The 24,091-nt window shown below is 68.4% G+C and carries 24 protein-coding genes; 15 read left to right on the top strand and 9 right to left on the bottom strand.

All coding sequences use genetic code 11. The features are described from left to right. Positions 1 to 70: 70 nt before the first annotated feature. Positions 71 to 733 carry a nitroreductase family protein gene (locus VXD91_RS08320; protein ID WP_318986238.1) on the bottom strand — a complete coding sequence of 221 codons (663 nt, stop codon included), beginning with the start codon at positions 731 to 733 and terminating at the stop codon, positions 71 to 73. A gap of 33 nt (positions 734 to 766) precedes the next feature. Here VXD91_RS08320 and VXD91_RS08315 point away from each other — a divergent pair, with 33 nt between their 5' ends. The 5 genes from VXD91_RS08315 to VXD91_RS08295 all read left to right on the top strand — a co-directional run bounded on the left by VXD91_RS08315 (position 767) and on the right by VXD91_RS08295 (position 4,225). Further along, positions 767 to 916, top strand: a complete 150-nt coding sequence (locus tag VXD91_RS08315) for a DUF1059 domain-containing protein (RefSeq protein WP_064859942.1) — start codon at positions 767 to 769, stop codon at positions 914 to 916. Between the two features lie 190 nt (positions 917 to 1,106). Continuing rightward, complete coding sequence (locus VXD91_RS08310; protein WP_346415228.1) at positions 1,107 to 1,517, top strand: MarR family winged helix-turn-helix transcriptional regulator; 411 nt, start codon at positions 1,107 to 1,109, stop codon at positions 1,515 to 1,517. Positions 1,518 to 1,549: 32 nt separating this feature from the next. Next, positions 1,550 to 1,912, top strand: a complete 363-nt coding sequence (locus VXD91_RS08305) for a nuclear transport factor 2 family protein (RefSeq protein ID WP_346415150.1) — start codon at positions 1,550 to 1,552, stop codon at positions 1,910 to 1,912. A 58-nt stretch (positions 1,913 to 1,970) separates the two neighbouring features. Further along, positions 1,971 to 2,711: an SDR family oxidoreductase gene (locus VXD91_RS08300; RefSeq protein ID WP_346415149.1), complete on the top strand. Its 741-nt coding sequence runs from the start codon at positions 1,971 to 1,973 to the stop codon at positions 2,709 to 2,711. A gap of 98 nt (positions 2,712 to 2,809) precedes the next feature. Further along, entirely contained in the window at positions 2,810 to 4,225 is a 1,416-nt protein-coding gene (locus tag VXD91_RS08295) for a CYTH and CHAD domain-containing protein (RefSeq protein ID WP_346415148.1), read from the top strand. Here VXD91_RS08295 and VXD91_RS08290 read toward each other — a convergent pair whose 3' ends face one another. After that, positions 4,226 to 5,272, bottom strand: coding sequence for a hypothetical protein (locus VXD91_RS08290; protein WP_318986234.1), 1,047 nt, complete (start codon positions 5,270 to 5,272; stop codon positions 4,226 to 4,228). 45 nt (positions 5,273 to 5,317) lie between these two features. Further along, positions 5,318 to 6,091 (bottom strand): hypothetical protein, encoded by a 774-nt coding sequence (locus VXD91_RS08285; protein WP_346415147.1) that lies wholly within the window; start codon positions 6,089 to 6,091, stop codon positions 5,318 to 5,320. A gap of 183 nt (positions 6,092 to 6,274) precedes the next feature. On the opposite strand from VXD91_RS08285, the gene VXD91_RS08280 reads away from it, so the two are divergent. Continuing rightward, positions 6,275 to 7,453: a mannosyltransferase gene (locus VXD91_RS08280; protein WP_346415146.1), complete on the top strand. Its 1,179-nt coding sequence runs from the start codon at positions 6,275 to 6,277 to the stop codon at positions 7,451 to 7,453. Here VXD91_RS08280 and VXD91_RS08275 read toward each other — a convergent pair. Beyond that, entirely contained in the window at positions 7,434 to 7,709 is a 276-nt protein-coding gene (locus VXD91_RS08275) for a 4a-hydroxytetrahydrobiopterin dehydratase (protein ID WP_064979105.1), read from the bottom strand. The genes VXD91_RS08280 and VXD91_RS08275 overlap by 20 nt on opposite strands. On the opposite strand from VXD91_RS08275, the gene VXD91_RS08270 reads away from it, so the two are divergent. Then, positions 7,686 to 8,708 (top strand): DUF559 domain-containing protein, encoded by a 1,023-nt coding sequence (locus tag VXD91_RS08270; RefSeq protein ID WP_346415145.1) that lies wholly within the window; start codon positions 7,686 to 7,688, stop codon positions 8,706 to 8,708. The genes VXD91_RS08275 and VXD91_RS08270 overlap by 24 nt on opposite strands. A gap of 74 nt (positions 8,709 to 8,782) precedes the next feature. Then, complete coding sequence (locus VXD91_RS08265; RefSeq protein ID WP_346415227.1) at positions 8,783 to 9,169, top strand: (deoxy)nucleoside triphosphate pyrophosphohydrolase; 387 nt, start codon at positions 8,783 to 8,785, stop codon at positions 9,167 to 9,169. On the opposite strand, the gene VXD91_RS08260 is transcribed toward VXD91_RS08265, so the two are convergent. Beyond that, positions 9,163 to 9,435, bottom strand: coding sequence for a hypothetical protein (locus tag VXD91_RS08260; protein ID WP_061001917.1), 273 nt, complete (start codon positions 9,433 to 9,435; stop codon positions 9,163 to 9,165). The genes VXD91_RS08265 and VXD91_RS08260 overlap by 7 nt on opposite strands. Before the next feature lie 93 nt (positions 9,436 to 9,528). Then, positions 9,529 to 9,696, bottom strand: coding sequence for a hypothetical protein (locus VXD91_RS08255; RefSeq protein WP_110767632.1), 168 nt, complete (start codon positions 9,694 to 9,696; stop codon positions 9,529 to 9,531). Positions 9,697 to 9,764: 68 nt separating this feature from the next. Between VXD91_RS08255 and typA the strand changes: the two genes are divergently transcribed. After that, positions 9,765 to 11,669 (top strand): translational GTPase TypA, encoded by a 1,905-nt coding sequence (typA, locus tag VXD91_RS08250; protein ID WP_061001920.1) that lies wholly within the window; start codon positions 9,765 to 9,767, stop codon positions 11,667 to 11,669. A 48-nt stretch (positions 11,670 to 11,717) separates the two neighbouring features. On the opposite strand, the gene VXD91_RS08245 is transcribed toward typA, so the two are convergent. After that, the gene (locus tag VXD91_RS08245) at positions 11,718 to 12,590 is read right to left on the bottom strand and encodes a hypothetical protein (protein WP_346415144.1); all 873 of its coding nucleotides are present in this window, start codon (positions 12,588 to 12,590) and stop codon (positions 11,718 to 11,720) included. Positions 12,591 to 12,654: 64 nt separating this feature from the next. Here VXD91_RS08245 and VXD91_RS08240 point away from each other — a divergent pair, with 64 nt between their 5' ends. Together VXD91_RS08240 and VXD91_RS08235 are read left to right on the top strand one after the other, a co-directional pair. Beyond that, a complete protein-coding gene (locus tag VXD91_RS08240; protein WP_346415143.1) occupies positions 12,655 to 14,565 on the top strand; it encodes an ABC transporter family substrate-binding protein in 1,911 nt (636 codons plus the stop codon). Between the two features lie 49 nt (positions 14,566 to 14,614). Further along, on the top strand, positions 14,615 to 16,267 hold the full coding sequence (locus VXD91_RS08235) for a hypothetical protein (RefSeq protein WP_318986227.1): 1,653 nt from the start codon (positions 14,615 to 14,617) through the stop codon (positions 16,265 to 16,267). Positions 16,268 to 16,282: 15 nt separating this feature from the next. On the opposite strand, the gene VXD91_RS08230 is transcribed toward VXD91_RS08235, so the two are convergent. Beyond that, positions 16,283 to 17,578: a chloride channel protein gene (locus tag VXD91_RS08230; RefSeq protein WP_318986226.1), complete on the bottom strand. Its 1,296-nt coding sequence runs from the start codon at positions 17,576 to 17,578 to the stop codon at positions 16,283 to 16,285. A gap of 28 nt (positions 17,579 to 17,606) precedes the next feature. Between VXD91_RS08230 and mshB the strand changes: the two genes are divergently transcribed. Continuing rightward, entirely contained in the window at positions 17,607 to 18,485 is an 879-nt protein-coding gene (mshB, locus tag VXD91_RS08225; RefSeq protein WP_133425568.1) for an N-acetyl-1-D-myo-inositol-2-amino-2-deoxy-alpha-D-glucopyranoside deacetylase, read from the top strand. 183 nt (positions 18,486 to 18,668) lie between these two features. Beyond that, a complete protein-coding gene (locus VXD91_RS08220; RefSeq protein WP_346415226.1) occupies positions 18,669 to 19,028 on the top strand; it encodes a hypothetical protein in 360 nt (119 codons plus the stop codon). Between the two features lie 238 nt (positions 19,029 to 19,266). On the opposite strand, the gene VXD91_RS08215 is transcribed toward VXD91_RS08220, so the two are convergent. Then, positions 19,267 to 20,613 carry a hypothetical protein gene (locus tag VXD91_RS08215; protein ID WP_346415142.1) on the bottom strand — a complete coding sequence of 449 codons (1,347 nt, stop codon included), beginning with the start codon at positions 20,611 to 20,613 and terminating at the stop codon, positions 19,267 to 19,269. Positions 20,614 to 20,826: 213 nt separating this feature from the next. Between VXD91_RS08215 and VXD91_RS08210 the strand changes: the two genes are divergently transcribed. Both VXD91_RS08210 and VXD91_RS08205 read left to right on the top strand, forming a co-directional pair. Further along, on the top strand, positions 20,827 to 23,406 hold the full coding sequence (locus VXD91_RS08210) for a bifunctional FO biosynthesis protein CofGH (protein ID WP_346415141.1): 2,580 nt from the start codon (positions 20,827 to 20,829) through the stop codon (positions 23,404 to 23,406). 152 nt (positions 23,407 to 23,558) lie between these two features. Beyond that, positions 23,559 to 24,020 (top strand): DUF2231 domain-containing protein, encoded by a 462-nt coding sequence (locus VXD91_RS08205; protein WP_346415140.1) that lies wholly within the window; start codon positions 23,559 to 23,561, stop codon positions 24,018 to 24,020. The last annotated feature ends 71 nt before the right edge of the window (positions 24,021 to 24,091 follow it).

Below are 24,091 nucleotides of genomic sequence, written 5' to 3'. Positions count from 1 at the left end.
TTGATTCGAGCGTGGGGGATGACGAGGAGATTGTCGCGATTCCCCTCGTCAAGCCCCACGCTCGACGCGGTCAGAGCGGCGGACCGTCGAACCGCTCGCGGGTGGTGAACTCCGAAACCGGACGCCGGGTCAGCTTCGTCACCTGCTTGACGGGCTTGCCCAGGGGCAGCATGCACGCGACGGCGTAGTTGTCCGGGATGCCGAGCAGCTCGCGCACCTTGGGCTCCTGCGCGACCACCATGGTCGTCAGCACGCCGCCGTAGCCTTCGTTGCGGGCGGCCAGCAGGATGTTCCAGACGAACGGGTAGATCGACGCGCCGCTGATCACACCGATGCGATCCAGGTGCTGATCGAACGCCGCTGCCACGCCGAGGTCCAGGCACACCACGAGCACGACCTCGGCGCCCAGCAGGGTCCCGGTGACCATCCCATCAGGCACCGGGGTCGCCTCCACGACCGCCGGATCAACCCCGCAGGGCTGCAACGGATTCCACGGTCCTTCACCGGCGGCGATCTGAGCGATGTACTGCCGGGCCCCCGGCTTGGACAGTTCGCCCAGCTTCTTGCGGGTTTCGACGTCACGGACCGCGATCACCCGCGCGCCCTGCCGGTTGCCGCCACTGGGGGCGAAGCGCGCGTTGTCGAGGATGCGCTCGAGCACATCGTCGGGCAGGGGCTCGCCGCTGAACTTGCGGACAGCGCCGGTCGTGCGCATGACGTCGTAAATCTCCATACCGACCATCATGCGTATGGGAAGGTGATGTGTATGGCTAAGACACACTTGAATTGCCCCTGCGGCGAGGCGATTTCCGGCAGTGACGAGGACGATCTGGTCGAGAAGGCCCAGGCCCACCTCGCCGAGCAACACCCCGGTCGCGAGTACGACCGCGAGATGATTCTCTTCATGGCCTACTGAGCCATCAACAAGGCGAGCGTGGCTGCCGTTGGGGGGTGGCCACGCTCGCCGTTGCGTAGTCGGGTCGTGTCCGACCGTCATACTGGCGACCGTGACGCCGAGAAAGGCAGGGGAGCCGACTCCCGAGCGGGGCTGGCTGACGCCGAAGCAGCAGCGGGCCTGGGTCGCCTACATGCGGGTACAGCTTCGGATGAACTACGAGATGAACCGGCAGCTGCAAGCCGACTCGGGGCTCTCGCTCGCCGACTACGACGTGCTGGTCGCGCTCAGCGGCGACAACGGCGGCGGCCTGCGCGTCAGTGACCTGGCCGCGCAGATCGGCTGGGAACGCAGCCGGCTCTCGCACCAATTGCGTCGCATGGAAGAACGCGGCTTGACCGAGCGCCGACCGAGCGCCGAGGACGGCCGCACCACCAATGTCGTGCTGACCGCCGACGGCCGGCGGGCGATCGCCGAGGCCGCACCCGGACACGTCGACCTGGTACGCAGTCTGTTCTTCGACCCGCTGCCGGAGAACCTGCTCGGACCGTTCACCGCGGCACTGGAGCACATTCACGTCAACCTCGACCACCACAGCTCGCTACCGCCCGCGCCGGGCTAGAATTAGGTGATAAATCACCTATAGGGAGCGTCATGAGTGAAGTCATCACCCGCTTGATGGAAGCCAATCTGCTCGCCGTGTTCGATGAAAGCGACCCACGGCTCCGTGCCGCCGCGATCGCGGAGACCTACTCGGACGATGTCACGTGGATCGATGACGACGGCGTGACCGTCGGCCGCGACCAGTTGAATGTCAAGGCGGCTGAGCTGCAGGAAAAGCTGGCCGGCTTGCATTTCGTGAAGGCCGGCCCGGTGCGCCGGACCCGTGGCCTGGGCTTCCTGGCGTGGGAGGTACGTACTCCGGACGACGCCACGGTGGCGTCGGGTTTCGATGTTGCCGAGATCGTCGACGAGCGCATCGTTCGGCTGTGGACTGTGCTGAATGCCGCGGAATAGGTGACACATCACCTATGTTGTGACTGCCGAACAGCACACAACAGTGAGGACAACGATCATGGGACAGCTCGACGGCAAGACAGCACTGGTCACCGGGGGAACGTCGGGCATCGGCCTGGCGACCGCAAAGCGCCTCGCGGACGAGGGCGCGTACGTGTTCATCACCGGACGTGATCGCACGCGGCTCGATGAGGCGGCCGCAGCCATCGGCGCGCACGGTGTCCAGAGCGACATCAGCAAGCCCGAGGAACTCGACGTCCTCGCCGCCGCGATCGCCGACCACGGCGCGGGCCTCGACGTCGTCTTCGCCAATGCCGGCGGCGGCGACTTCGCCACCCTCGCCGATGTGACACCCCAGCACTACCGCGACAACTTCGACCGCAATGTGGCCGGCACGGTGTTCACCGTGCAGAAGACGCTGCCGCTGCTGAACGACGGCGCGTCGATCATCCTCGCCGGCTCCACCGCCGCGTCCGAAGGCGTTCCGGCGTTCGGGCTCTACGCCGCGTCCAAAGCTGCCATCCGATCGCTCGGTCGCACGTGGGCAGCGGAGCTCGCCGACCGCAAGATCCGGGTCAACACTGTCGTCCCGGGACCGATCGAAACCCCTGGACTGACCGGCTTGGCACCGGCCGAGCAGAAGCAGGATCTCCTCGACGGCATGGCGGCGCAGGTGCCGCTGAAGCGGTTGGGACGCCCCGAGGAGATCGCGGCCGCGGTGCTGTTCCTGGCCTCGGACCAGAGCAGCTTCATGACCGGTGCCGAATTGGCCGTCGACGGCGGCCAGATCCAGCTCTGACCGCCACGTCGAGACGAAGCCGTCGGCTGGTTGACCTCGGCATCGTCTCGACACCACGGCTGGTTTGATCGCCCGAGCCCGCGGCTATGCCCCTGGGTATGCACCAGGTTCTGGAACGCGAAGGCAAGTGGGACGTCGATGACCGGTTTCGATTGCCCGATCTGCGCGGCATCGTCGCCGACGCCGACATCGAGCACGACACCGTCGACCTCACCAGCGACTACTACGACACCAGCGACCGCGACCTGCTGGCGCACCGCGTCCAGCTGCGCCGTCGCTCCGGCGACGCTGACACGGGGTGGCAGCTGAAGGTGCCGGCGGCCGATGGGCGCGTCGAACTGCACTGGGCGCTGACGGAGAAGTTGCCCGATGCGGCCGCTGAGCTCCTCGGCGGCATCAGCCTCGGCAAGCAACTGGCGAGCGTCGCCACGATCCACACCGTCCGGGATCGGTACCGGCTCGCCGAGCCCGGGTCCGGCGAACTCTATGCCGAGATCGCCGACGATTCGGTACGGGCGTCGGCGAACGAGCGGCTGCTGGCCTGGCGTGAGGTCGAAGTCGAACTTGGGCCGCACACCCCGTCGATGCCCAAGCGCCTCGTCCGCCGTCTGAAAGCCGCGGGCGCCCGGCCGTCGCGCTTTCCGTCGAAGCTCGCCCACGTCCTGCCGCAGATTCGGTCCGTCGAGCGCGTGTCGCCCGCGGCGCGTGCGTTGCTCGGGTACGTCAACGCCCAGATCGACCAGATCGTATTGGGCGACATCGAATTACGGCGGGGACAGGACCCCATCCACGACACGCGGGTGGCGATCCGGCGGCTGCGGAGCACGCTGCGGGTGTTCGGCAAGCTGCTGGATCAGGCCGCTGTCGAAGAGCTCGATGAGGACCTGCGATGGTTCGCGGGGCTGCTCGGCGAGGTTCGTGATTGTCAGGTGCAGCAGTTCAGATTCACCGAAGCGCTCGAAGAGTTGCCGGAAGAATTGATCCTGGGTCCGGTCCGGGCCCGCATCCGCAATGACCTGCAGGCCGTCGAGCTGCCCGCGCGGGCGCGCATCACCGAGGCCATGGACTCGCCGCGTTACCGGGCGATGATGACGGTGCTGCGGTCATGGCGCACCGCGCCACCGGTCGATCTTGAGACGAGCACCGCCGCACTGATCAAGCGGGCACGTAAAGCCCAACGGAAAGCTGACCGACGGCTCGTCGCAGCGCTCGGTGGCGATGACGTCGACGCCGCGCTGTTGCACCGCGCCCGCAAGGCCGCCAAGCGCGCCCGGTACGCGGCGGAGCTATGCCGCGATGTCGAGGGCTCGAAGCGAACGGTCAAGCATTACAAGCGATTTCAGTCGATCCTGGGCGATCACCAGGACACCGTGGTCGCATCTGACATCTTGCGCCGCCTGGCGCTGGCGAGTGGCACGACGGCCGGTGAGAACGGCTTCACCTTCGGCCTGCTGTACGGCCGCGAACAGCGGATAGCTGACGCGTGCCGACAGCAGGCCCGAGCGATGTTGTGATTACGGCACCACCGACGAACCGATGGTGGGCATGAACTGGCACTGCTTCTCGGTCGTGGTCACCTGACCGAAGATGGTCGACATGATGCTGCCCGAGCCGGTGTCGACGATGGCGGTCAGCGTCGTCGGGCCCTGCGGGTTGATGTCGGCCTGCGGCTTGAGGGTCGCGCTGCCCGACTTGCCGGTCGTCAGGTTGACCCAGGTGACGTTCAGCGGCAGCTTCTGCTCGGCGGCCGGGCCGGGCGTGCCGACCGCGGTGAACACGTAGGCGGTCTGGCCGGGGCCGGGGCCCGGGGTCGGAATCTTCGCGGGGCCCGCCACGCTGATGGCCGTCGCCAGCACGTTGCCGCCGTCGGCACCGCAGCCGTTGCTGATCGACGGGTACATGAAGTCCTGCGTGATCGGCGTGCCCGGGCCGAACGCGCCGGCCGGCGCTGGGGCCGGCGCAGCGGCCGGCGCGGCATCGGGAGCCGGGACCGTCGCCGCGGCCTGAGCGACCGGGGCAGCGGCCGGGGCGGCCTCAGGAGCCGGCGCCGGCGCAGGTGCCGGGGCAGGGGCAGCTGCCGGAGCCGGAGCTGCGGCGGGTGCGGGTGCGGCCTCGGGGGCCGGAGCCGGGGCAGCCTCAGGGGCCGGTGCCGGAGCGGCCTCGGCCACCGGGCCGACGGCGTGCACCGGGTCGACGCCGGCCGGCAGGTGGGCCTCGGCACCAGGAACGGCGCCCGGGGCGGGCACGTGGTTCGCGGCCGGGTCGGCGGCGAACTGGTTCACGGCGTTGGCCAGATTCTTCGAATCCGACGGTGCCGCCTTGTTCCCGGCGAACGCCCGGGCTGCTGCCATGAGCAGCTCCGCGGCGCCCGCCGGGTCAGCGGCGGCCTGCTGGATCACCGGGGCGAGAGTCTGCATGGCCGGCAGACCAGGAGCCTGAAGGCCATCGATGGGCAGCGGCAACGGCAGTGGCGACGCCGGATCAGCGTGGGCGACGGTGGCCGCGCCGATCGTGAGTGCGACGGATGCGCCGAGTGCGACGAACAGCTTCCTCGATTGCATGACTCTCTCCCCGGTTTCGTATCGGTTATCTGGTTACGGCGCGGATCACGGCAAGCCGGAGGTGATGACCGGCGCGAGGCTGGTCAGGCTCATGATCCCCGGGACGACGCCCGGGATGGCCTGTGCAGCCGGCGCGGCAGCCGCCACGGCGGCGGGTGCGGTGGCCAGCGGCGACGCCGCCGCAGCCGGAGCGGCGAGCGGTGCCGTGGCGGCGGCCAGCGGGGCGGCAGCGGCCGGAGCAGCGGCAGCCAGCGGTGCGGTCGCGGCGGCGAGCGGGGCAGTCAGCGGCGAGGTCGCAGCGGTTGCGGCGGTCGCAGCCGGCGCGGCGGCAGCAGCGGGCTGCGGCAGCAGGTTCGCCAGCGGGGTGCCGGCCGGCAGCAGCGAGGTCAGGTCACCGGGGAAGGCGACCTGCTTCGGCAGCGGGACGGGCGAGCCCGGAATCTGCGGCAAGTTGATGTTGGCCGACGGGATCAGGCCCTGGGCCGGGGCCGGCGCAGCAGCGGCGGCGGGGGCAGCGGCCGCCGGAGCGGTGGCGCCGGGAACCAGGTTCTGCGGCAGGGTCACCGATGCGGTGGCGGCGGGAGCGGCCGGAGCGGCGGCCGGCGCGCCCGAGGTCAGGGCCTGGGTGACACCCGACAGCGCCTGGACCGGAGCCTGGGCGAGTTCGTTGACCAGCGGCGTGCCGGGCACGACGGGGGCCGGGGCCGCGGGGGCCGGGTCGGCGGCGGCAACCGCGCTCAGGGCGATCGCCACCGGGACTGCGCCGGCGGCGGCAATCATGCTGGTGGCCAACAATTTTCCAGTGGTGCGTGTGCGCATTTTGGGGGTCCTCCCGGTCCAGTCGTGGCGCGTCATCACCGAAGCTATTCAGTTACTGGTGTTACTCAAGTGACACGTGTGGCATTTATGGATCCGTTACTGATCGGAAGGCGAAGGGTGACCGACCGTTACAGTCATGCGATAAACACCGCCACGCGATCAGTTCTCCGGTGGGCGCCGCTGATGCTGGCGCTCAGCGTCGCCGCGCGCTTCGCGTGGACCTACCTGGTCCCCAACGGGGCCAACTTCGTCGACCTCCACGTCTACTTCGGCGGCGCGGCGACCCTCGGCAGTGGTCGCCCGCTGTACGACTACGTCTACGCCGACCAGACCCCGGACTTCCCGCTGCCGTTCACCTATCCGCCGTTCGCGGCAGTGCTCTTCTATCCGCTGCACTTCGTGCCGTTCGGTTTGCTGGCGTTCTGCTGGCAGGTCGGGATCATCGGTGCGCTCTACGGCGTGGTGTGGATCAGCTTGCGGCTCATCGGGTTTCGGGGCGAGCGAAGCGACGGGAAATGTCCGGTCGATCCCTCGCGCCGGCTGGCCATGGCCTGGACGGCCGTCGGCATCTGGACCGAGCCGCTGCGCAGCACGTTCGACTACGGGCAGATCAACGTCGTCCTCGTACTGGCCGTTCTCTACGCCGTCTACAGCACCCGCTGGTGGTGGTCCGGTCTGCTGGTGGGTCTGGCTGCCGGGGTGAAGCTGACGCCTGCGGTCACGGGGCTGTACTTCCTCGGCGTCCGCCGGTGGGGCGCTGCGGTGTTCGCGGCCGTCACGTTCGCCGGCACCGTGCTGGTGTCGTGGCTGGTGCTGCGCGGTCAGGCGCTCTACTACTTCACGGACCTGCTCGGCGACGCCCACCGGATCGGTCCCGTCGCGACGTCGTTCAACCAGTCCTGGCGCGGCGCGATCTCGCGGATCGTCGGCCACGACGCCGGTTTCGAGCCCGCGGTGCTGATCGCGGTGGTGCTGACGGCCGTGCTGGCGGTGTTCGCCTGGCGCGCCGTCTACGGTCCCGGCCGGCCGGATCGACTGGGCGCGCTGCTCGTCGTGCAGTTGTTCGGCCTGCTGTTCTCGCCGATCTCGTGGACCCACCACTGGGTGTGGCTGATCCCGCTGATGATGTGGTTGTGGCACGGGCCGTTCGCGGAGCTCGCTTCCGCGCGCGTCTTGCGTTGGATCTGGCTGGTGCTGCTGCTGGTCGGCGTGCCGTGGCTGCTGAGTTTCGCGCAGCCGACGATCTGGGTGATCAGCCGTCCGTGGTACCTGTCCTGGGCGGGGTTGATCTACCCGGTGATGACGGTGGTGACGCTGGCGTGGATGGCCCTGCGAACCAGGACTAGACGACCAGTCCGTTGATGTCCGTGGCCATCTCCACGTCCTTGTCGGTGATACCACCCTCGGAATGTGTGACCAGGGTGAAAGTAACTGTCCGCCAACGGATGTCGATGTCCGGATGATGATCCTTGGCTTCCGCGTGGATCGCCACTCGGCGGACGGCATCGATACCGTCGAGGAACGCCGGGAACTTCACGGACCTGCGTAGCGCGCCGTCGGCGCGTTCCCAGCCTTCGGGCAGTGCGGCGTCTACTTGTTCATCGGTGAGGACGGCCATGACCCCATTGTTGCGGCGAGAGTGGGGGATTACGAGGAATCGTTTGCGATTTTCCGCGTAAACCCCCACGCTCGACGGCCTGACCTGTGGATAACCGGGTCGCTGGGCGTCAGATTTGTCGCCCGTCCCGTCGAGGGTGACGTCATGGACCAACTCATCCTCGGGTCGCAGGCGCTGCGGACAGGACGCCTGACGGAGCATCAGTTGCGTACCCGGTATCGCATGGTTTATCGCAACGTGTACCTGGCCAAGGGCGTCGAGATGACGGCCGAGTTGAAGGCGCGCGCCGGTTGGCTGTTCGCAGGGCCGGATGCGGTGATTGCCGGGGTGTCTGCGGCTGCGGTGCACGGTACGAAGTGGCTCGACCCCGATGCGCCCGCGGTGGTGGTCCGGCCAGATCGCCATAGCCCACGAGGGCTGACGACTCATTCGTATGCCCTTGCTCCGCAAGACATTTGTGTGCGGCGCGGTATGCGTGTCACAACTGCCGCCCGCACGGCCTTCGACCTCGCGCGACTGCTGCCGCAGCACCGGGCCGTGCCGATAGTGGATGCGCTGATGAACGCAACCGATCTGAAACTCGTCGACATCGAACCGTTGATCGCGGCGAATCCAGGTGCCCGCGGTGTGCATCGGGCGCAGTCTGCTCTGACATTGGTCGACGGTGGTGCGGAATCGCCGCAGGAATCGCGGCTGCGGCTGGGGCTGGTCGCCGGCGGCCTTCCGTTTCCCGAGACGCAGATTCGCTTCTTCGACGATTACGGCGAGGCGTTCATCCGCGTCGACATGGGGTGGCGTCAGTGGAGGGTGGCAGTCGAGTACGACGGTGTCCAGCACTGGAACGACAGCCGGCAGCGGGCCTGGGATATCGAACGTCTCGCGATCCTGGAAGCCATGGGGTGGGTGGTCATCCGGGTCAGTGCGGCGATGTTGCGCGAGCCCGAAAAGCTGGTCGCGAGAGTGCGCGCGAAGCTGCGAGCCGCCGGATGCCCGGTCTGACGCCGAGCGTGGGGGTTTACGAGGTACTTCGGCCGAATATTCGCGTAAACCCCCACGTTCGACGAGCCAGTAGCCTGGCCGACGTGATCGTCGTCGCCGGAGCCCTCATCGCCGACGCCAGACTGCTGGTCGCTCAGCGCAATCGGCCGCCGGAACTCGCCGGCCTCTGGGAGCTGCCGGGTGGGAAGGTCGCGCCGGGGGAGACCGACGCGCAGGCGCTGGCCCGGGAACTCCACGAGGAACTGGGCGTCATCGTGACCGTCGGGGAAAAGGTGGGCGAGGACGTGCCGTTGTCCGACACCGTCACGTTGCGGGCGTACCGGGTGTCGACCGACGACGCGCCCCATGCCCATGACCACCACGCCGTCCGCTGGGTGGGGGCGGCCGAACTCGAAGACCTGCCCTGGGTGCCCGCCGACCGCGCGTGGCTGGCCGAGCTGACGGCCGCGCTGACTCAGTAGTGCAGCTTGTCGCCGACGACGCGCGCCGACGCCATCGCGGTGCCGTGCTGCGCGGTGTACAGCGGGTGCAGCAGCGCAGGGTACTTGCAATGCGGGCAGTCGGTCTTCGGTTTGTTCACCGTGGAGAACGCCAAATGGTGACACGCAGCACACCGCACCACGAAGAATCCGCCTGCCCAATTGGCCAATCCGGCGAATATCGCGGCCGTTGCGCCGAGCGCCAGCACGAACCCGACCAAGCCGGTCAACACTTCGTAGATTGTCATGACGACGACCTCCTCGCGCTGGTTCTCTGGAACTGACGAGACGCTTCCACGGTACTCGCGAAACCAGTAAAGAAGCAGGTCAATCGCTGTATATCAGGCCTTGCGGGCGCGCTTGTAAACCTTCTCGAGATCCTTGCCGTGGATCCCGTGGTGTGCCGCCTTCTGCACCTTGTGCAGCACCAGCGGACACCGCTTGCACCGGGGCTTGCTGCGGCAGCACTTCTTCTTCGGTTTAGCCCCGGCGAGCTTGCTGGCCTTCATCGATTAGCAGTTTTGCCAGGCCGTCCGCGGTTTCGCAAACCGGCCCCCTCGCTGCGACAATCTTTGGCGTGAGTGAGCAGGCCAGCGCCGGATTCAGAAATGTCGCCATCGTCGCACACGTCGACCACGGCAAGACGACCCTCGTCGATGCCATGCTGCGGCAGTCCGGAGCCCTGGACCGGGGTGACGACTCCACCGAACGCATCATGGACTCGGGTGACCTTGAAAAGGAAAAGGGCATCACGATCCTGGCCAAGAACACCGCGGTGCACCGGCACAACGCCGACGGCACCGTGACGGTCATCAACGTGATCGACACCCCCGGCCACGCCGACTTCGGTGGCGAGGTCGAGCGCGGCCTGTCCATGGTCGACGGTGTCGTGCTGCTGGTCGACGCCTCCGAGGGCCCGCTCCCGCAGACCCGCTTCGTGCTGCGCAAGGCCCTGGCCGCGCACCTGCCCGTCATCCTCGTGGTGAACAAGACCGACCGGCCCGACGCCCGCATCGCCGAGGTCGTCGAGGAGAGCCACGACCTGCTGCTCGACGTCGCCTCCGACCTGGACGAGGAAGCCCAGGCCGCGGCCGAGAAGGCCCTCGACCTGCCGACCCTGTACGCCTCGGGCCGCGCCGGTGTCGCCTCGACCGTCCAGCCCGCCAACGGCGAGGTGCCCGACAGCGAGAACCTGGACCCGCTGTTCGACGTGCTGCTCGAGCACATCCCGGCGCCCAAGGGCAACCCGGATGCCCCGCTGCAGGCGCTGGTGACCAACCTCGACGCGTCGGCCTTCCTCGGTCGTCTGGCGCTGGTGCGCGTCTACAACGGCAAGATCAAGAAGGGCCAGCAGGTGGCCTGGATGCGTGAGGTAGACGGCGCGCCCGTCATCACTACCGGCAAGATCACCGAGCTGCTCGTCACCGTCGGTGTCGAGCGCACCCCGACCACCGAGGCCGTCGCCGGCGACATCGTCGCCGTCGCCGGTATGTCCGAGATCATGATCGGTGACACCCTCGCCGACCTCGAGCACGCGCACGCCCTGCCGCGCATCACCGTCGACGAGCCGGCCATCTCGGTGACCGTCGGCACCAACAGCTCGCCGCTGGCGGGCAAGGTTTCCGGTCACAAGCTGACCGCGCGAATGGTCAAGTCCCGCTTGGATTCCGAGCTGGTCGGTAACGTCTCGATCCGCGTCGTCGACATCGGCCGGCCGGATGCCTGGGAAGTCCAGGGCCGTGGTGAGCTGGCGCTGGCCATCCTCGTCGAGCAGATGCGCCGCGAGGGCTTCGAGCTGACGGTCGGCAAGCCTCAGGTGGTCACCCGGCAGATCGACGGCAAGCTGCACGAGCCGTTCGAAGCCATGACCATCGACTGTCCCGAAGAGTTCGTCGGCGCCATCACCCAGCTGATGGCCGCCCGCAAGGGCCGCATGGAAGAGATGACGAACCACGCCGCCGGCTGGGTCCGCATGGACTTCATCGTGCCGTCGCGTGGCCTGATCGGCTTCCGCACCGACTTCCTCACCCTGACGCGCGGTACCGGCATCGCCAACGCCGTGTTCGACGGCTACCGCCCGTGGGCCGGCGAGATCCGTGCCCGCCACACCGGCTCGCTGGTCTCCGACCGCAGCGGCTCGGTGACCCCGTTCGCGATGATCCAGCTGGCCGACCGCGGTCAGTTCTTCGTCGAGCCGGGCCAGGACACCTACGAGGGCCAGGTCGTGGGCATCAACCCGCGCGCCGAGGACCTCGACATCAACGTCACCCGTGAGAAGAAGCTGACCAACATGCGCAGCTCGACCGCCGACGTCATGGAGACGCTGGCGCGGCCGCTGGAGCTCGGCCTGGAGCAGGCCATGGAGTTCTGCGCCGAGGACGAGTGCGTCGAGGTCACCCCCGAGGTCGTGCGCGTGCGCAAGGTCGAGCTGACCGCCAGCCTTCGCGCTCGCGCCAAGGCCCGCGAGAAGGCCCGCAACTAACTCTCACCGAACCGAAAGGTCGGCCGGCGCACGCGTTTTCGCGAAGCGCTAGCCGGCCTTCTGGTTTTGGTCCAGCCAGGCGACACCCTCGTCGGCCGCCTTGATCAGCGCACCGCGTTCTCCGAAGTACGTGGACACCGCGCCGACCCACGGCAGCGCGCTCAGGCGCTGCCACCACTTGGTCGGCTGCGGCCGCTTGGCGATCTCGTCGAACGTCGCGCGCAGGATGCCCGCCAGCTGCCAGATGCTCTTGACGACGACGACCGGCAGCGACGACGTGACGGCCTCCAGGGGCTTCCAGCCGTCCGGCGGGGTGTCGGGCAGCGTCCCCGGCTCCGGGGCCTGCGGCACGGCCAGGTCGTCTAGCAAGTCCGCCGGCAGCTGGCGTCGGCACAACACCGCGGCGAGCAGCCGCACCTGCTCGCCCCGATCGGTGACGCCGTATTCGCGGGCCACCGCACACAGCACGATGGCGTGGTTGATGAAACCGGCCAATTCGCTCACCGGCAGTACCCGGGCCAGCACACCGAACGCCCCTGGCGTGGCCACCAGCACGGTGTTCAACGCGCCGACGCGGTGCACCCACCAGTGGATGCGCTCGTCCCGGCTCAGCCGCTCCCCCGCGGCGGTACCCGGCAGGTCAGCGGCGTTCATCAGGTGGGCGCCCGCGTTCAGCGCCCGGTCCGCGGTGCTGGGGCTGCGGCCGGCCTCGGCACGCCGATGCCCCACCCGCAGCCGACGGACCAGGCCGACCAAACCGCGCGGCGGGGTCAGGAGCCGGTGGGTGCGCCTGCGGAGCCCGATCGGATCGGCTTGCGACAGCACGTTGAGCAATGGGTTGATGACGGCGACGGCACGGCTCAGTGCGTCGGCGACGTCGGCATCGGACAGTGGGGTGTACGGCTTCGGCAGTAGGCCCATACCGGAAATTGTGGACCACATCAGGGGCGAGCGGCGCGACGGGGATTTGCGGCGGGGGCCTCGGATGGTGGTTCGGGCTCACCCGGCGGATACCCTGAACGGCGTGCCGACCGCCCGCCGCCAGCTGATGACGACTGGCGCACTGGTGTCGGTCCTGGCGCTTGCGGGCTGCACCGTCAGTCCGCCGCCGGCGCCGCGCAGCACCGAGACGACCAAGACCGTCGTCCCGCCGCCGCCCAAGATGAGCCAGATCATCATGGCCATCGACTGGATCGGGCCCGGGTTCAACCCGCATCTGCAGTCCGACCAGTCGCCGGTCAATGCGGCCATCTCGGCGCTGGTCCTGCCGAGCTCGTTCCGGCCCATCGCAGATCCGGCGTCGCCCTCGGGGTCACGCTGGGAACTCGACCCGTCGCTGCTGCTGTCGGCCGACGTGACCAATCAGAACCCGTTCACCGTCACGTACAAGATTCGTCCCGAGGCGCAGTGGACCGACAACGCGCCCATCGCCGCCGACGACTACTGGTACCAGTGGCGCCAGATGGTCAGCCAGCCCGGCGTCGTCGACCCCGCCGGCTACGACCTGGTGACCGGTGTCCAGTCGGTCGACGGCGGCAAGACGGCCGTCGTCACCTTCGCCCGGCCGTACCCGGCCTGGCGCGAACTGTTCAACAACATCCTGCCGGCGCACATCGTCAAGGACGTGCCGGGCGGTTTCGGTGCCGGGCTGGCGCGGGCCATGCCGGTGACGGGCGGCCAGTTCCGCGTCGAGAGCATCGACCCGCAGCGCGACGAAATCCTGCTGGCGCGCAACGACCGCTACTGGAGTGTGCCGTCGGTGCCCGACCAGGTGCTGTTCCGGCGCGGGGGATCGCCTGCGGCCCTTGCTGATTCGATCCGCAACCGGGATACCCAGGTGGCCCAGGTGCACGGCGGGCAGGCGACGTTCGCGCAACTCGCGGCCATCCCGGGCGTGCGGACCGCGCGGATCGTCACCCCGCGGGTCATGCAGTTGACGCTGCGCGCGCAGCGGCCCGCACTGACCGACATCCAGGTGCGTAAGGCACTGCTGGGCCTGCTCGACGTCGGCCTGCTGGCCGCTGTCGGCGCGGGCAGCGACAACACCGTGACGCTGGCCCAGGCGCAGATCCGGACCCCGTCGGACCCGGGCTACGTGCCGACGGCGCCGCCGGCCCTCGACCGCAACGCCGCGATGGAACTGTTGGTGCGTGCCGGGTACAACATCGAGCCCGACGTCGCGCCGCCGTCGCCTCCCGGCATGCCACCGCCGCCCGGCCACGATCGGCTCGTCAAAGACGGCAAGCCGCTCGGGCTGGCCATCGGCGTCGCCGCCAACGACCCGACGTCGGTCGCGGTGGCGAACACGGCAGCCGACCAACTGCGCAGCGTCGGGATCGAGGCCACCGTGCTGGCCATGGATCCGGTGGCCCTGTACGCCGAGGGACTGGAGCGGGTAGACGCGATCGTCGGCTGGCGTCATGCCGGGGGCGACCTGGCGACGGTGCTGGCATCGCGCTACGGCTGCCCGGGATTGGATGCGACGGCGGTCTCCACCGCGACGCCCCCGGTGCCGCCCCAGCAGCCGACGTCGACGTCGACGTCGAAAACCGCTGTGCCGCAGCCATCGACGCCGACGGTGACGTCGACGGCGCCGACCCTCCCGCTGCCCAAGCCGCTCGGCGGGGACCAGCTGGTGCAGGCGCCCAGTAACTTGACCGGCATCTGCGACCACGCGATTCAGCCGAAGATCGATGCGGCGCTGGCCGGCACCGAGAAGATCGCCGACGTGCTCAACGAATTGGAGCCCAAGCTCTGGGCGATGGAGACGGTGCTGCCGATCCTGCAGGACACCACGATCGTCGCCGCGGGGCCGACGGTGCAGAACGTCAGCCTCACCGGCGCCGTCCCGGTCGGGATCGTCGGCGACGCCGGCAAGTGGGTCAAGGTTCCCTGAGCGGCGGCCAGGCGATACGCAAGCGCAAATAAAGTGAAAGCGCTGCAGAATGCGAATGCTGTTCTGCGGCTTACTCGGTACCTTCGCGCGGTCAGTTCAGGCTGACACCCCTCACCTGAATCCGAAGGAGAACGAGTTGATCCTCGCTCTACGTCCGTATCTGACGGCCGGTGTCGCGGTTGTCGGCGCCGGCGTCATCGCCGTGTCGCCCTCCGTGGCGCCACCGACATTCGTTCAACACCTGGACGTTCGACTCTCGGCCACCGCGCAGAACCTTTCGCCACGACCCGTCGTCGAGCAGTTCGTCCATACCGCAGCGGTGAGTGAAATGCCCAGCGGCGCAGTGGAAAATCCCTTGATGGCAGGGATGCCGGCAAGCTTGGCGGGCACTCCGGCTTTCCCGAATCTGCTCGGACAGTGGGCTGGGATCGTCAGCGATGCGGTATCCAATCTGGGCCTCCTGGGACAGCTGATCGCCGGCGATCCGGCGCCGATCCTGAAACAGCTGATTGCAAACCAGCTCGAGTACGGGAAGCTGTATCTCACGGCACTGGAAACCGTCGGCAGGAACGCGATCAACCTACTCAACCCCAGTACGCCTTACGGTTTCGTGGCCAGTTTGCAGAAGGTGGTGCAGCAGTTCACGGCCGGGAACATCCAGGGTGCGGTCGGCACTGTTCAGACCGCATTGACAATGGCGCTGGTCCAACTTGGCCTTCCCATGCTGTCGACTCTGCAGATACCCGTGCGGATGGCGGAGAACTTCTCGAACGTCGTTGCCCTACTGCCGGGTTTCGCAACGACGATGGGGTTCGGCGCGTTGAGCCTGGTCAACACGACGCTCGCGTCGATCGGAGAATCGGGGCAGGCCGTTGCCGACGCGGTCAAAGCGCGCGATCCGTTGGCGGCTCTCGGCGCGATCCTCAGCGCGCCGGGCAACGTCGTCGGGACGTTCGTCAATGGATGGCACGGATTCGGTGGTGGCATCATCGGCCCGAATGGGCTGCTGACAAAGTTACTGAATTTCCGGGACACCATCGCCAACGCGCTCAAAGCCGGCAGTGCCGCGTCGACACCTGCTGCAACACAGACCGCAGATGAAAATCGACCGTCGGCTGCGGTCTCCAGCGGTGCCGCGGGCCTGACTGCGGAATCGAATGCCGGCAAGGCGGCCGAACCGGACACGGCGATTTCGCCGGCCCGTGGCATCGCGACGACTTCGACGCTGACGAGGGGGTCGAACACCGGTGAAGCAGCAATGACCGCCGCCTCGAATGACGCGCCGGTGCCGACCACCAAGACCGCTGGCGTAGAACCGGCTTCGGCCACGTCACCCAGCGGCACAGATGCGCCGGGCTCGTCCGTCTCGTCGAGTGCGGCCAGCTCGTCGGGCGCTTCGACCAAGGAAACCGGCGAATCCACGGGTACCGACTCGACGAAGCCCGCTGGAACTTTGTCCGGTGCAAGCCAGTCCGGTACGGACCACGCCACGGACGGTTCGGCAAAGGGGGTTGAGAACTCGACCGGTGGCGCGAAGGTCGGCAAGGCGGGTTCGTCAAAGGCCGGAAACGCCAAGGCTGATGATTCGGGCGCTGCGGCGCCGTCGAAGCCGAAGGCAGTTGAAGCCGGCAAGTCCGGCAAGACCGCTCACTCGAAGACCGGTTCCAGGTCCAGCGGTGGTCACACACAACCAACCAATTGACCGAACTGTGGCCCTCTACCGAAAGGTGGAGGGCCACAGCCGTTTCGGTTGGCCGGCCGCCCGGGCCGCCGACTGCTCCCGCAGCAGCCGGATCCCGTGCGACGAGTACGCGGCCACCGCGAAAACCAGCAGCAGCCAGATCGGCGGATGTGCCAGCTCCCAGACGAACAATGCCGCGAATGCCGGCGCCCGCTGCGTGATGGCGAGGACGCCCGCCGCACATGTCAATGCCACCGCGGGTACGTGCAGGTGCGTACCGGCCAGACCGTTGAGGGTGAACGTCGCGACGGTGCCCGCGGCCGCGCCGGTGGCGAGCGCCGGCGTGATGAGGCCGCCGACCGCGCCGACCCGCAGATACAGCGCGGTGAGCAATGGCTTGAGTATCAGGAGAACCGCCGCGGCGGCGAGACTCAGTTGCGCGTCGACGCTGACGATCAGCACGCTGCGGCCGTTGCCGGGCAGCTCGGGCCGGTAGATCGAGCAGATGCCGGTCACCAGCCCGGCCAGCGCGACACCCGGGATGAGCACCCAGGACGTCAGCTGCGGCTTGGGTCCCGCGACCGCCATCAGCTTGTTGAAGACGAGGCCGATCACCACCGCGAGGGGTGCGATGGCCAACGCCAGCATCGTGAACTGGTACGACAGTGCCGGATCCGGCCAGATCAGATCGCGCTCGAAATGCGTGACCGGATGCGACACCGCGACCGCCAGGCTCGACGTGATGAGCGCCGTGCCGACGACCTTGGGATGCCAGGTGCCCATCATGACGCGGGCGGCGAAGAACGCCCCACCCAGCGGCACGCTGTACACCGCGCCCAGGCCGGCGCCCGCGGCGCAGGACAGCAGAATCTCGCGGTCGCGGGCCGTCAGCGTCCCGAGCGTCGATGACGTGAGCCGCCCGAGCCACGTCGTCCCGTAACTGCTGAGCACCGCGGCCAATTGGCGCGGCGCCGTCTCGCGGCCGAGCGACGCACCGCTGCCGACGGCCAGCGCCTGCAGCGCCGCGTCGGCGGCCATCGGCAGGTGCTGCATCGGCTTCTTCCCGGCGATGGTCGCCGACAGTGACGGAGTCCCACTGCGGCGGCGCAGAATCCACCAGCCGAGCCCCGCCAGCGCTCCGCCGATCGCCGGTGCGAGCGCGCGCCGAACCGGTGAACTGGCGCCGATGCCGTCGAGCAGCAGCCCGTACGAATAGTGGTAGGCGAGATGTTCGACGGCGTGCAACAGCGAGACCGTCAGTGCCCCGGCGACCCCGGCGAGCAGGCCGGTGAGCAGCACCGCACTGCCGAACTCCAGCGCACGTCGCGTCACCCGGTGAATGTATGCCAGCCTGGGGGATATGGAGACCCCACGGCTGCTGTTCGTCCATGCCCATCCGGATGACGAGACACTGACTACCGGAGCGACCATCGCGCACTACGCGGCCCGCGGCGCCGACGTGCGGGTACTCACCTGCACCCTGGGCGAAGAGGGCGAGGTCATCGGTTCGCAGTGGGCGCAGCTGGCGGTCGACGGAGCTGACCAGCTGGGCGGCTACCGCATCGGTGAATTGACCTCGGCGCTACGGGCATTGGGCGTCGACCGGCCGCGGTATCTGGGCGGGGCCGGGCATTGGCGGGACTCCGGTATGGAAGGCAGCCCGGCGCGGCACCGTCAGCGGTTCGCGGACGCCGACATGGACGAGGCCGTCGCCGAACTGGTGGCGGTGCTGCGGGACTTCCGCCCGCACGTCGTCGTCACCTACGACCCCAACGGCGGCTACGGGCACCCCGACCACATCCAGGCGCATCGGGTGACGACGGCTGCGGTCGCCGCGTCGGCGGGCGACGGCCATCCCGGTGAGCCGTGGCAGGTCCCGAAGTTCTACTGGACCGTGATGGACGGTGAGTCGATGGCCGAGGCCCTGGAGTCGATCAATGGGATCGAGCTGCCCGAGAGTTGGGTGCGGATCCCGGCCACGGCGCTGCCGTTCGATCTCGGCCACCGCATCGACGCCGTCATCGACGCGCAGGACAGCCTGCCGGCCAAGGTCGCCGCCATGCGGGCCCACCAGACGCAGGTGACGGTAGAGCCGAGCGGCCGGGTCTTTGCGCTGTCCAACAACATTGCACTGCCGATCAGTGCCGTCGAGCACTACGTGTTGGTCGACGGCACGGCCGGCGAACGTGACGCCCGTGGTGTGGAAACTGACCTACTCAGCGGGATAAACCTCGCGTGAGACCGGGAAGCGGGGGAGTAGGGTAGCCGCCATGGACTCGGATCTGGACCCCAACTTGCAGCACCTGCAGGGCCTCGGCGACAACTATCAGTGGGTCGTCGGCTCCCTCGTCGGTCTGCTCGACAGCATCCCGACCTGACGTCTGCCCCGGTGCGCGCCGACTCAGGTCGGGCGCGCGCATTGATGCTCGGTGTGCTGGCGTTCGATGGCGCCTTGTCGGCCATCGCCGGCGCACTGTTCCTGCCGCTCTATCTCGGCCCCGTGCCGTTCCCGATCAGTGGCCTGCTCAGTGGTCTCGTCAATGCGGCGCTGGTCTGGGCCGGCCTCCAGTGGACGTCCCATCCCCGCCTGGCCGCGCTGCCGATGTGGGCCTGGTTGACGACGGTCGTGCTCCTGCTGCTCGGTGGGCCCGGCGATGACATCGTGTTCGGCGGTGCCGGCATCATGCAGGCCTCGCCGTTGATCTTCTTGCTGCTCGGGGCGACGCCGCCCGGCGTGGTGCTATGGCGAAATGCCCAGCGGCGCGCGTCAGCGCCGAACTAGCGTCCGGCCTCCGGCATTTCCGCATCGACTCCGCACTGAGGGCGACAACTATCGAGTAGATGCCGCCGTGGCCGCAGGGTCGATCGCGGTGCCTGGCTGGTCCTGCGGTTGTGGCGGGAAAGGTCGAGTGCCTGACGCCGCTGACGCAGAGCCAACGACGGTGTCGGTGATTCTGCGGTCAGGGCGCGGCGATCGACGTGTGACAAGAGCAGGCGAACCTGGGCGCCTGGCGCCTGGCTCAGCTATTGGCTGTGTGACTTCCCGAACCGGCCTTCTGGCCGCCGGCGCCCTGCGACTGGCCGGCGCCCTTGTCGCCCTTGGCCTTGCCGCTTCCGGTCTTGTCGCCCTTGCCGGGCTTCGTCGCCCCGGTCGTGCCGGTGGGGTGATCCGTGCCGGCGTTGTTGTTGGTGGCCTCGGATTTTTCCCCGGCCTTCTTGCCGGGTTTCTTGACGGGCTTCGGTGCCTTGACCTCGTCCTGCTGCTTGGCGGGACCCTCGGCCTCGCCGGTCGCAGTGCCGGTCTTGGGTTCGGTCTTCGGGTCGGTGGCTTTGGGGTCCGTCTTGGGCTGCTCCGCCTTCGGGTCCGTCTTGGGCTGCTCTGCCTTGGGGTCCGCCTTGGGCTCGGCCTGCGGGTCGGCCGGCTGCTGGCCGGCCTCGGTGCCCGCGGGCTGCGTGCCCTTGTCGTCGGACTTGCCCTTGTCGTCCGCCTTCGTCGGCGTCACCGCCGGCGTCTCGGCAGGCTTCTCGGCGGTCTTGTCCGCCGGCTTGGCTGCCGGGGACTGCGCGGCGGTCGGCGCGAGCTTGCTCGCCGGGTCGGCGTCCGCGGCGGCGGCCTTCTCGGCGGCCTTGGCGGGGACCAGGCCGGCGGCCAGGCTGGTCAGCGTGGTCTGCACCGTCTTGGCGATCGATTCGAGGGTGGTCTGCGTGGCGGCCAACGACCCGATGGGCGGCAGCGGCGGAATCGGCGGGATGATCCAACCGAAGAAGTAGTTGAACTCCGCGATGCCGAAGTTGATGACGTCATTGACCGAATAGCGGATCGCATTGCCGATGCCGTTGACCCACACGCCCAGGTTGAGCGGATCGTTCACGATCGGGACGACCGCCTGGTAGAAGATGTCGTCCGAGACGGGCCGGATCAGCGTCCAGTAGAAGATGTCGGTCTGGGCAGCGATCGTGCCGGTGAATGGCACGAACCAGTTCAGCCAATACAGAACGTCGGTGGCGTAGTCGACGCCCCAGTCGACCCATGCCTGAATGCCGGTGTACGCGTTGGTGAGCCAGTCACTGGCCGCGTTCTGTGGGGTGACGACGGGCCCGGTCACCGTCGGTGCGGCCGCCAGCGGGTTCGGCCCGACCTTGGGGACGACGCCCGCGGCGGGCAGCTTGGGCGGCGCCGGCGGCGTCATGTTGCTTGCGGCGGCCAGCAGCTTGACCATGGCCTCGGTCAGGTGCGGTTGGGCTGTGGTCGAGTGCGCGGGGACCGCGACGTCGGCGGGAACCACCTGGATGGGGGTCAATGCGACAGCTGTGACGGTCGCAGCGGCGGCGCCCGCCATGACATACGAGCGGACTGAAACGGACACCGTGGCTCCTAGAAATGATCGCGTCCCGACCCTCTGAACTTACGCGGTCGTCACCAAATTCGGCGAATAGTCTGCGCGTTTGCTGTGTGTGTCCGGGTATGGGGCCCGCGCCGCGCCGGCGAGCTGGCGCTACTGTGGCCGTTATGCCAGGCGCAGTGGTTTCAGAATGTGAGACGCGTGGATGAACGTCGACTTCAGCGGGGTTACACGGAAGTGGCTCTGAACCCCCAGAACGGCGCAGACCTGCCTCTTCCCGTGGTCCCACCGCTCGCCGCCCCCGCATCGTCGTCCGCCTTACGTCGCGTGCTGCGCCGCGCCCGTGATGGTGTGGCGCTGAATGTGGATGAGGCCGCGATCGCGATGACGGCCCGCGGCGACGACCTGGCCGACCTTTGTGCGAGCGCTGCCCGGGTGCGCGACGCTGGGCTGGAGGCCGCGGGACGCCGGGGTGCGACCGGTCGGTTGCCGGTGTCGTATTCGCGCAAGGTGTTCATCCCGGTCACGCATCTGTGCCGCGACACGTGCCATTACTGCACGTTCGTGACGGTGCCGGGCAAGCTGCGCGCGCAGGGCATGGGCATGTACATGGAGCCCGACGAGATTCTCGACGTGGCTCGCCGCGGTGCCGAGTTGGGTTGCCAGGAGGCGCTTTTCACCCTGGGTGACCGCCCGGAGGACCGTTGGGACGAGGCCAAGCAGTGGCTCGACGAGCGGGGCTATGACTCCACCCTCGACTATGTGCGCGCGATGGCGATCCGGGTGCTGGAGGAGACCGGTCTGCTGCCGCACCTGAATCCGGGTGTGATGAGCTGGTCGGAGCTGTCGCGGCTCAAGCCGGTGGCGCCGTCGATGGGCATGATGCTGGAGACGACGTCGCGGCGGCTGTTCGAGACCAAGGGCCTGGCGCATTACGGCAGCCCCGACAAGGACCCGGCGGTGCGGTTGCGCACGCTGGATGACGCGGGCCGGTTGTCGATCCCGTTCACCACGGGCCTGTTGGTCGGTATCGGTGAGACGCTCACTGAGCGGGCCGAGACCATGCATGCCATCCGCAAGTCGCACAAGGAATTCGGGCACGTGCAGGAAGTCATCGTGCAGAATTTCCGGGCCAAGGACCACACGGCCATGGCCGCGACTCCCGATGCCGGGATCGACGATTTCCTGGCCACCATCGCGGTGACCCGCCTGGTGCTGGGCCCGAAGATGCGGATTCAGGCGCCGCCGAATCTGGTGTCCCGTGAGGAATGCCTGGCGCTGATCGGCGCCGGCGTGGACGACTGGGGCGGGGTGTCCCCGCTGACCCCCGACCACGTCAACCCGGAACGGCCGTGGCCGGCGCTCGATGATCTGGCTGCGGTGACGGCCGAGGCGGGTTATGACCTGGTGCAGCGGTTGACGGCGCAGCCGTCGTACGTGCAGGCCGGGGCGGCGTGGATCGACCCGCGCGTGCGTGGGCATGTGGATGCCCTCGCCGACCCGGAGACCGGGTGGGCACGCGAGGTCAACCCCGTCGGTCTGCCGTGGCAGGAACCCGATGAGGCGTCAGAGTCGTTGGGCCGTATCGATCTGCACACCGCGATCGACACCGAGGGCCGGCTGACCGAGACCCGCAGCGATCTGGGTAGTGCGTTCGGGGACTGGGAGTCCATCCGGGAGAAGGTGTCCGAGCTGGCGGCGCGGGCCCCCGAGCGCATCGACACCGACGTGCTGGCCGCGCTGCGGTCGGCCGAACGCAACCCGGGCGGCTGCTCCGACGACGAGTACCTGGCCCTGGCCACCGCTGACGGTCCGGCGCTGGATGCTGTTGCCGCGCTGGCCGATTCGCTACGGCGGGATGTCGTCGGTGATGACGTGACGTTCGTGGTGAACCGGAACATCAACTTCACCAACATCTGCTACACCGGTTGCCGGTTCTGCGCGTTCGCGCAGCGCAAGGGTGACGCGGATGCCTACTCGCTGTCGGTCGACGAGGTCGCCGACCGGGCCTGGGAGGCGCATGTCGCAGGGGCCACCGAGGTCTGCATGCAGGGCGGTATCGACCCCGAGCTGCCGGTGACGGGGTATGCCGATCTGGTGCGGGCGGTGAAGAATCGGGTGCCGTCGATGCACGTGCACGCCTTCTCGCCCATGGAGATCGCCAACGGTGTCACGCGCAGCGGGTTGTCGGTCCGCGAGTGGCTGACCTCGCTGCGGGAAGCTGGCCTGGACACGATCCCGGGGACGGCGGCCGAGATTCTCGATGACGAGGTCCGCTGGGTACTGACCAAGGGCAAGCTGCCCACCGCCGAGTGGATCAATGTGGTGACCACGGCGCACGAGGTGGGGCTGCGGTCGTCGTCGACGATGATGTACGGGCACGTGGACACCCCCAAGCACTGGGTGGGGCACCTGAACGTGCTGCGCGGAATCCAGGACCGCACAGGCGGTTTCACCGAGTTCGTGCCGTTGCCGTTCGTGCACCAGTCCTCGCCGCTGTATCTGGCCGGTGGGGCACGCCCGGGGCCGACGCACCGCGACAACCGCGCGGTGCACGCGCTGGCGCGGATCATGCTGCACGGCCGGATTCCGAGCATCCAGACCTCGTGGGTCAAGCTCGGCGTCGAGCGCACGCAGGTGATGCTGCAGGGCGGTGCCAACGATCTCGGTGGCACGTTGATGGAGGAGACCATCTCGCGCATGGCCGGTTCGGAGAACGGCTCGGCCAAGACCGTCGCCGAGCTGGTCGCCATCGCCGAAGGCATCGGCCGCCCCGCCCGCCAACGCAGCACCGACTACTCGCCCCTGGCCGCCTAGCCCCACCTCCCGCGAGCTGGGGCGCACCACCACCTCCCGCGAGCTGGGGCGCACCACCACCTCCCGCGAGCGGCCGTGTTTGTACGGGCTTTCGCGGTGTGTCGCGTGCATTTTGCGCGCGCTCGTGGGCGGCGAGTGTCACGCTGTGATGCGTGAACACCATTGGTGACCTGCCCGCCCACCCATTGCTGGTGCACGCGATCATCGTCCTGACGCCGCTGACGGCGGTCCTGACGATCATGTGCGCCGTATGGACGGCCGCCCGGGAGCGGCTCGTATGGCTGACGCTGGCGCTGTCCGTGGTGACGGTCATTCTGACACCGTTCGCCATCGAGGCCGGCGAGGCGCTGATCAAGCAGCTGCCCGACAACCCGGTGCTGCGTGAGCACGCCGAACTCGGCGATACCGCAGTCTTTTTCGTGATCGGGCTGCTCGTGGTGTCGCTGGCCGTGGCTTTCCTGCACCGCTGGGGTGCGCGACTGGGGGACAAGGAGACGCTGGCCCGCGTCGTAGTGGCGGTGCTGGCTGTGGTCGTCGGCGTGGCCACGATCTACCAGATCGTGCGGATCGGGCACACCGGGGCCCGGGCCGTCTGGGGCGGCTTCAGTCTGTAGCCCGGGCCCGACAAGGCGGCCGTCCTACGCCGAGCGTGGCGCTTGCTGGTGACGACACGCCGCACGGAGCG

Origin of the sequence: Mycobacterium sp. SM3041 (assembly GCF_039668335.1) — a bacterium.
Taxonomy (GTDB): domain Bacteria; phylum Actinomycetota; class Actinomycetes; order Mycobacteriales; family Mycobacteriaceae; genus Mycobacterium.
This window is presented reverse-complemented; position numbering and strand designations above follow the sequence as displayed.

Excerpts from the sequence above, each read along its gene's own strand:
- VXD91_RS08245 (WP_346415144.1), bottom strand. The coding sequence starts at position 12,590 with ATGGGCCTACTGCCGAAGCCGTACACCCCACTGTCCGATGCCGACGTC.
- mshB (WP_133425568.1), top strand. The coding sequence starts at position 17,607 with ATGGAGACCCCACGGCTGCTGTTCGTCCATGCCCATCCGGATGACGAG.
- VXD91_RS08310 (WP_346415228.1), top strand. The coding sequence starts at position 1,107 with ATGAACTACGAGATGAACCGGCAGCTGCAAGCCGACTCGGGGCTCTCG.
- VXD91_RS08240 (WP_346415143.1), top strand. The coding sequence starts at position 12,655 with ATGGTGGTTCGGGCTCACCCGGCGGATACCCTGAACGGCGTGCCGACC.
- VXD91_RS08295 (WP_346415148.1), top strand. The coding sequence starts at position 2,810 with ATGCACCAGGTTCTGGAACGCGAAGGCAAGTGGGACGTCGATGACCGG.
- VXD91_RS08320 (WP_318986238.1), bottom strand. The coding sequence starts at position 733 with ATGGAGATTTACGACGTCATGCGCACGACCGGCGCTGTCCGCAAGTTC.
- VXD91_RS08275 (WP_064979105.1), bottom strand. The coding sequence starts at position 7,709 with ATGGCCGTCCTCACCGATGAACAAGTAGACGCCGCACTGCCCGAAGGC.
- VXD91_RS08290 (WP_318986234.1), bottom strand. The coding sequence starts at position 5,272 with ATGCAATCGAGGAAGCTGTTCGTCGCACTCGGCGCATCCGTCGCACTC.
- VXD91_RS08260 (WP_061001917.1), bottom strand. The coding sequence starts at position 9,435 with ATGACAATCTACGAAGTGTTGACCGGCTTGGTCGGGTTCGTGCTGGCG.
- VXD91_RS08285 (WP_346415147.1), bottom strand. The coding sequence starts at position 6,091 with ATGCGCACACGCACCACTGGAAAATTGTTGGCCACCAGCATGATTGCC.
- VXD91_RS08220 (WP_346415226.1), top strand. The coding sequence starts at position 18,669 with ATGCTCGGTGTGCTGGCGTTCGATGGCGCCTTGTCGGCCATCGCCGGC.
- VXD91_RS08280 (WP_346415146.1), top strand. The coding sequence starts at position 6,275 with ATGCTGGCGCTCAGCGTCGCCGCGCGCTTCGCGTGGACCTACCTGGTC.
- VXD91_RS08235 (WP_318986227.1), top strand. The coding sequence starts at position 14,615 with ATGCGAATGCTGTTCTGCGGCTTACTCGGTACCTTCGCGCGGTCAGTT.
- VXD91_RS08315 (WP_064859942.1), top strand. The coding sequence starts at position 767 with ATGGCTAAGACACACTTGAATTGCCCCTGCGGCGAGGCGATTTCCGGC.
- VXD91_RS08300 (WP_346415149.1), top strand. The coding sequence starts at position 1,971 with ATGGGACAGCTCGACGGCAAGACAGCACTGGTCACCGGGGGAACGTCG.
- VXD91_RS08255 (WP_110767632.1), bottom strand. The coding sequence starts at position 9,696 with ATGAAGGCCAGCAAGCTCGCCGGGGCTAAACCGAAGAAGAAGTGCTGC.
- VXD91_RS08305 (WP_346415150.1), top strand. The coding sequence starts at position 1,550 with ATGAGTGAAGTCATCACCCGCTTGATGGAAGCCAATCTGCTCGCCGTG.